The sequence below is a fragment of the Actinosynnema sp. NPDC059335 genome, from assembly GCF_042752395.1.
Lineage (GTDB): Bacteria > Actinomycetota > Actinomycetes > Mycobacteriales > Pseudonocardiaceae > Actinosynnema.
Window position 1 is genome coordinate 1 of the sequence record NZ_JBHYXZ010000213.1, and the last position, 6,262, is coordinate 6,262.

Annotated in this window: 5 protein-coding genes; 1 reads left to right on the plus strand and 4 read right to left on the minus strand. The window is 72.5% G+C overall.

All coding sequences use genetic code 11. From position 1 onward, the window contains the following. Positions 1-435: 435 nt before the first annotated feature. Positions 436-840: a MerR family transcriptional regulator gene (locus tag ACFXGA_RS37060; RefSeq protein WP_378096776.1), complete on the plus strand. Its 405-nt coding sequence runs from the start codon at positions 436-438 to the stop codon at positions 838-840. A 6-nt stretch (positions 841-846) separates the two neighbouring features. On the opposite strand, the gene narI is transcribed toward ACFXGA_RS37060, so the two are convergent. The 4 genes from narI to ACFXGA_RS37080 all read right to left on the minus strand — a co-directional run. Then, a complete protein-coding gene (gene narI / locus ACFXGA_RS37065) occupies positions 847-1,584 on the minus strand; it encodes a respiratory nitrate reductase subunit gamma (protein ID WP_378096779.1) in 738 nt (245 codons plus the stop codon). Further along, complete coding sequence (gene narJ / locus ACFXGA_RS37070) at positions 1,581-2,222, minus strand: nitrate reductase molybdenum cofactor assembly chaperone (protein WP_378096782.1); 642 nt, start codon at positions 2,220-2,222, stop codon at positions 1,581-1,583. Before narJ ends, narI begins: the two co-directional genes overlap by 4 nt. Beyond that, complete coding sequence (gene narH, locus ACFXGA_RS37075; RefSeq protein ID WP_378096785.1) at positions 2,219-3,874, minus strand: nitrate reductase subunit beta; 1,656 nt, start codon at positions 3,872-3,874, stop codon at positions 2,219-2,221. The genes narJ and narH overlap by 4 nt, the downstream gene beginning before the upstream one ends. After that, on the minus strand, positions 3,874-6,262 hold a 2,389-nt coding region (locus tag ACFXGA_RS37080), incomplete at its 5' end, for a molybdopterin-dependent oxidoreductase (protein WP_378096788.1). The genes narH and ACFXGA_RS37080, both read right to left, overlap by 1 nt.

Here is a 6,262-nt window from a genome sequence, read left to right on the forward strand (position 1 = left end):
TCGTGGGTGGGTGGGGGGCGGGGGGCGGGGGGGGGTGTGGGCTGGTCGAGCGCCCCGGGGTGGGCGCGTGCGGTCGCGCCCCCCCCCCCCACCCCCCCCGCTGCGCGTGTTCCGACCGCCGGCAAGGGCCGGGCCTTCGGGAGTCCGCACCGTCCGCCGAACGGAGCCACACGATGATCGATCCGGCGTCGGACGATGTCGTCGCAGCACCGAACCTATGCCTTGGAGCAGGACCAACCTCAAGGAGGTTCTTGTGTGACCCACGTCACGGACACCGGGGCGCATGCGGCTCGCGCCGCACGTCGACCCACCACCGTCGGCGGGACGGCCCGCTCCCGTGCCGCCGCGCACCGTTCGAGATCCGCCGGCACCGACAGATCGACCCCGCCGAGCCGCACGGCAGGTCTGCCGGGCCGACCGACCAGGGGGACGACCATGACCGGAGACCTGCTGCCGATCGACCAAGTGGCCAAGGCATCGGGCGTCGCCTCGTCCGCGCTGCGCTACTACGAGCGGGTCGGCCTCATCGAGGAAGGCTCCAAGATCCGGGGCAAGCGGCACTACCCGCGCGACGTGCTCGACCGCCTGTCCATGATCCGCACGTGCCAGAACATCGGCTTCAGCCTGACCGAGATCGCCTCGCTGCTGGACGAGGCGGAGGAGTCGGGCGGGTCGTGGCAGGAGATCGCCGCCCGCCGCCGCGCCTGCATCCAGCGCGAGATCGAAGAGCGCCAGGCGTGGCTGGACACCCTGAACTCGACGCTGGCGTGCGGCTGCCCGCAGCTGGTCAAGTGCCCGCAGGTCGCCGGCTGCCCGTTGATGCTCGCCGCCAACCCCTGAGCACGGCTACCGCACCCGTTCCCACCCGCGCCGGGGCGGCCGGTTGCCCAGCCCCTCGTCCCGGCTGCGGTAGACGATGTAGGGGCGGGTGAGGTAGCCCAGCGGCATCGAGAACACGTGCACGAGCCGGCTGAACGGCCAGAACGCGAACAGCGCCCACGCGGCGAGCGCGTGCAGCCGGAAGCCGAGCGGCGCGGCGGCCATCAGCTCCGGCTCGGGCCGGAAGGAGAAGAGGGAGCGGAACCAGGGCGACACGGACTCGCGGTAGTCGTGCGGGTGGTCGGTGAGGTTGCCCAGCGCGGTCGTGCCGAGGCCGAGCAGGATCGTGCCGACCAGCAGCACGTACATGACCTTGTCGTTGCGGGTGGTGGCGGAGAACACCGGACCGACGGTGCGCCGCCGGTAGACCAGGATCGCCGCGCCCGCCAGCGTGCACACCCCGGCCACGACGCCGAGCCCGACCGCGACCGCGTGGTAGGCGGTCTCGCCGATCCCGACCGCCTCCGTCCACGACTTGGGCACGAGCAGGCCCACGACGTGACCGACGGCCACGACCAGGATGCCGAAGTGGAACAGCGGGCTGCCCAGGCGCAGCAGCCTGCTCTCGTAGAGCTGGGAGGACCGGGTGGTCCAGCCGAACTTGTCGTACCGGTAGCGCCACACGTGGCCGATCACGAACACCGCGATGGCCACGTACGGCACGACGACCCACAGCATGACGTCCAGCGTGCTCACCCCGGTCATCGGCGACCTCCGCGAGGTGGGGGCAGGTACTCGGGCGGGGCGAACGGGGCCAGGCCGACCTCCTCCTCGGGCGGTCCGGCGACGGCCAGCCGGGCGATCTCGTCGTGCTCGCGGCGGCCCAGGGGCGGCAGGGTGGCCGACACCGACTCCAGGACGTGCGCCCACGGCGAGCCGGCCTCCCGCAGGCCGACGCGGATCAGCTCCAGCCCGGCGCGGTGCTCGGTCATCAGCCGCAGGCCGACCGCCTGGTCGCCCGAGGCGGCGAACTCCAGCACCACGGCCAGGTGGTCGGGCAGCTCGCCGTCGCCCAGCTCCAGGCCGGCGGCCCGGTAGGCGTGCTTGAACCGCAGCAGCGCCAGGCCGCGCTTGCGGGTGTCGCCGTAGGCGAAGTAGGTCAGGTAGGGGCTGAACCGCTTGCGGTGGTCGAAGGTCGCCACGTACGCGGCGGCCAGGTCGGTCGGGGACGTGGTCGCCACGTGGTCGAGGAACGCGTCCAGCGGCTTGGCGAGCGGCGCGGGCAACGTCCGGGTCGCGGCCCGCAGCAGGGGCAGCCGCGCGAACGACTGCTCGTCGGGGTAGCCCAGCAGCAGGGACTGGACCTGCCACGCGGTCGCGCGCTGCGCGTCGGTGAGGGTCACGGCCGGTCCTTCGGCGGGAACAGCCCTTCCGGGCGGCCCTTGCCGTCCCAGTTGAGGAGGTTGACCCGGCTGCCCTTGTCGACCGGGGCGGCGAGGGTGTCGGTGGTCTGCCGGTCGCGGAGCATGCGGAAGTTCTCGACCGCGATCGGCGACGTGCCGCCGGAGCCCTCGCCGAACGGGCCGGAGCCGCCCATGCCGGGGCCGCCCTCGTAGTCCAGGCTGCACCCGGTGGCCAACTCCTCCAGGCCGTGCGCCTGCTCGGCGTGCGCGGGCGGGATGACGTAGCGCTCGTCGTACTTGGCCAGCGCGAGCAGCCGGTACAGGTCGTAGACCTCCCGCCCGGTCATGCCGACCGAGGCCGCGACCTCCTCCCGCGGCTCCCGGCCGAGGTTGATGTCGCGCATGTAGGCGCGCATGGCGGCCAGCCGCCGCAGCACCGCGTCGACCGGGCCGACGTCGCCCGCGGTGAACAGCCGCGCCAGGTACTCCACGGGGATGCGCAGCGCCTCCACGGCGGCGAACAGGTTGCCGTGGTCCTCGGCGTCGTGGCCGGTGTCGCGCACCACGTCGACCACCGGGGACAGCGGCGGGACGTACCAGACCATCGGCAGCGTGCGGTACTCCGGGTGCAGCGGCAACGCCACCCGGTACCGGTTGATCAGCGCGTACACGGGTGACCGCTGCGCCGCCTCGATCCAGTCCGCCGGGATCCCGACCTGCTCGGCGGCCCGGACCACGACGGGGTCGTGCGGGTCCAGGAACACCCGCCGCTGCGCCTCGCAGAGGTCCCGGTCGTCCGGGACGGACGCGGCCTCCAGCACCTTGTCGGCGTCGTAGAGGACCAGGCCGATGTAGCGCAGGCGGCCCACGCAGGTCTCCGCGCACACGGTCGGGATGCCGACCTCGACCCGGGGGAAGCAGAACGTGCACTTCTCGGCCTTGCCGGTGCGGTGGTTGAAGTACACCTTCTTGTACGGGCAGCCGGACACGCACATCCGCCAGCCCCGGCACCGGTCCTGGTCCACGAGCACGATGCCGTCCTCGGCGCGCTTGTAGATCGCGCCCGAGGGGCACGACGCCGCGCACGAGGGGTTCAGGCAGTGCTCGCAGATGCGCGGCAGGTAGAACATGAACGTCCGCTCGAACTCGAACCTGACCTTGTCCTCGATGCCCTTGAGCAGCGGGTCGCGGTCGCCGTGGTCGGGCGCGCCGCCGAGGTCGTCGTCCCAGTTGGCCGACCAGGTGATCCGGGTCGGCTCGCCGCTGATCAACGACCGCGGCCGGGCGACCGGGGTGTGCTCCTGGAGCGGCGCGTCGGTGAGGTTCTCGTAGTCGTAGGTCCAGGGCTCGTAGTAGTCGTCCAGGGCGGGCATCTTCGGGTTGCTGAAGATGGTGAGCAGCTTGCGCAGCCGCCCGCCGCCCTTGAGCCGGAGCCTGCCGCGCCGGGTGAGCGCCCAGCCGCCGCGCCACCGCTCCTGGTCCTCGTAGGTGCGCGGGTAGCCCTGGCCGGGGCGGGTCTCGACGTTGTTGAACCAGACGTACTCCACGCCCGAGCGGTTCGTCCACGCCTGCTTGCACGTGACCGAGCAGGTGTGGCAGCCGATGCACTTGTCGAGGTTCATCACCATCGCCATCTGGGCCATGACGCGCATCAGTACGCCACCTCCTGGCTGCGCCGACGGATGACGGTGACCTCGTCGCGCTGGTTGCCGGTCGGGCCGAGGTAGTTGAACGCGAACGACAGCTGCGCGTAGCCGCCGATCAGGTGCGACGGCTTGACCAGCAACCGGGTCAGCGAGTTGTGGATGCCGCCGCGCCTGCCGGACGCCTCGGCGCGCGGCACGTCGATCAGCCGGTCCTGCGCGTGGTGCATGTAGACGGTGCCCTCGGGCATCCGGTGCGACACGACGGCCCGGGCCACCACGACGCCGTTGCGGTTGACGGCCTCGATCCAGTCGTTGTCCGCCACGCCGATCCGCGCCGCGTCCTGCGTGGACATCCAGATGGTCTGGCCGCCGCGTGACAGGCTCAACATGAACAGGTTGTCCTGGTACTCGGAGTGGATGGACCACTTCGAGTGCGGTGTCAGGTACCGGACGGTGATGCCCGGTTCGCCTTGCTCGCCCACGACCGGTTCGCCGAACAGCGCGTGCATGTCCAGCGGCGGCCGGAACACCGGCAGCTGCTCGCCCAGCTCGGCCATCCAGTCGTGGTCGAGGTAGAAGTGCTGGCGGCCGGTGAGGGTGTGCCAGGGCTTGAGGCGCTCCACGTTGATGGTGAACGGCGAGTACCGCCGCCCGCCGGCCTCGGAGCCGGACCACTCGGGCGAGGTGATCACCGGCACCGGGGCGGACCGCGTGTCGGCGAACGTGATCAGCTTGCCCTCGTGCTCGGCGGCCAGGTCCGCCAACGGCGTGCCGGTGCGCCGCTCCAGGGTGCGGAAGCCCTGCGTGGCCAGGTGGCCGTTGGTGGTGCCGGACAGCGCCAGGATCGCCTCGCACGCGTGCACGTCGCGGACCAGGGACGGGCGGCCGTCGGCCGGGCCGCCGCGGACGGCGCCGTTGCGCTGTCGCAGCAGCTCCACCTCCCGCTCGACGCGGAAGGTCACGCCCTTGGTGGTCACGCCCAGCTCGTCCACCAGCGGCCCCAGCGCGCCCATCTTGGCCGCGACGGCGGTGTAGTCGCGCTCCACCACGGTGATGCGGGGCATGGTGACGCCGGGCACCGGCTCGCACTCGCCGGCCTTCCAGTCACGCACCACGCCGTGCGGGGTGGCCAGCTCGTCGGGGGTGTCGTGCATCAGCGGCGTCGCCACGAGGTCCTTGCGCACGCCGAGGTGCGTCGCGGCGAGCCGGCTGAAGGACTCGGCGATGGCCTGGAACGCGGCCCAGTCCGTGCGGGTCTGCCAGGGCGGCGCGATCGCCGGGTTGAACGAGTGGACGAACGGGTGCATGTCGGTGGTGTTGAGGTCGTGCTTCTCGTACCAGGTCGCCGCGGGCAGCACCACGTCGGAGAACACGGTGGTGCTGGTCATCCGGAAGTCCAGCGACAGCAGCAGGTCGAGCTTGCCCACCGGCGCCTCCTCCCGCCACACCACGTCCCTCGGCCGCGCCCCCGGCGGCGCCTCCTCCGCGCGCAGCGAGTGGTCGGCGCCCAGCAGGTGCTTGAGGAAGTACTCGTCGCCCTTGCCGGACGAGCCGAGCAGGTTGGCCCGCCAGACGCTCAGCAGGCGCGGGAAGTTCTCCGGCGCGTCCGGGTCCTCGCAGGAGAACCGCAGCCGCCCGGCCTTCAGCTCCGCGACGACGTGCTCCCCCGCCGGGACGCCCGCGCGTTCCGCCTCGTCGGCCAGGTCGAGGGGGTTGCGGTCGAACGTCGGGTAGGACGGCATCCAGCCCATCCGCGCGGACTGGGCGATCACGTCCGCCGTCGTCCGGCCCGCGAACCGCCCGCCCGAGCCGGCCGCGGCCAGGGCGTCCGCGCCGAACGCGTCGTAGCGGAACTGGTCGGTGTGCAGGTACCAGTAGGCGGTCTGGACCATCTGCCGCGGCGGGCGCGCCCAGTCCAGGGCGGACGCCAATTGGGACCAGCCGGTGACCGGGCGGCACTTCTCCTGGCCGACGTAGTGCGCCCACCCGCCGCCGTTGCGGCCCTGGCAGCCGGTGAGCGTGGTCAGCGCGAGGAAGGCGCGGTAGATGGTGTCGGAGTGGAACCAGTGGTTCGTCCCCGCCCCCATGATGATCATGGATCGGCCGCGCGACTCCTCGGCGTTCGCGGCGAACTCGCGGGCGATGCGGGCCGCGGCCGCCGCCGGCACGCCGGTGATCGCCTCCTGCCACGCGGGCGTGCACGGCTGCTCCGCGTCGTCGTAGCCGTCGGGCCATTCGCCGGGCAGGTCGCCGCGCCGCACGCCGTACTGCGCCAGCAGCAGGTCGAACACCGTGGTGACCAGGTGCCCGCCCACGTGCCGCACCGGCACGGCCCGGTGCACGGTCGTCGCCGTGCCGTCCGGCGCGTCGAACCGCGGCAGCTCGACCAGCACC

Coding starts and splice junctions, on each gene's coding strand:
- narH (WP_378096785.1), bottom strand. CDS start 3,874: ATGCGCGTCATGGCCCAGATGGCGATGGTGATGAACCTCGACAAGTGC.
- narI (WP_378096779.1), bottom strand. CDS start 1,584: ATGACCGGGGTGAGCACGCTGGACGTCATGCTGTGGGTCGTCGTGCCG.
- ACFXGA_RS37060 (WP_378096776.1), top strand. CDS start 436: ATGACCGGAGACCTGCTGCCGATCGACCAAGTGGCCAAGGCATCGGGC.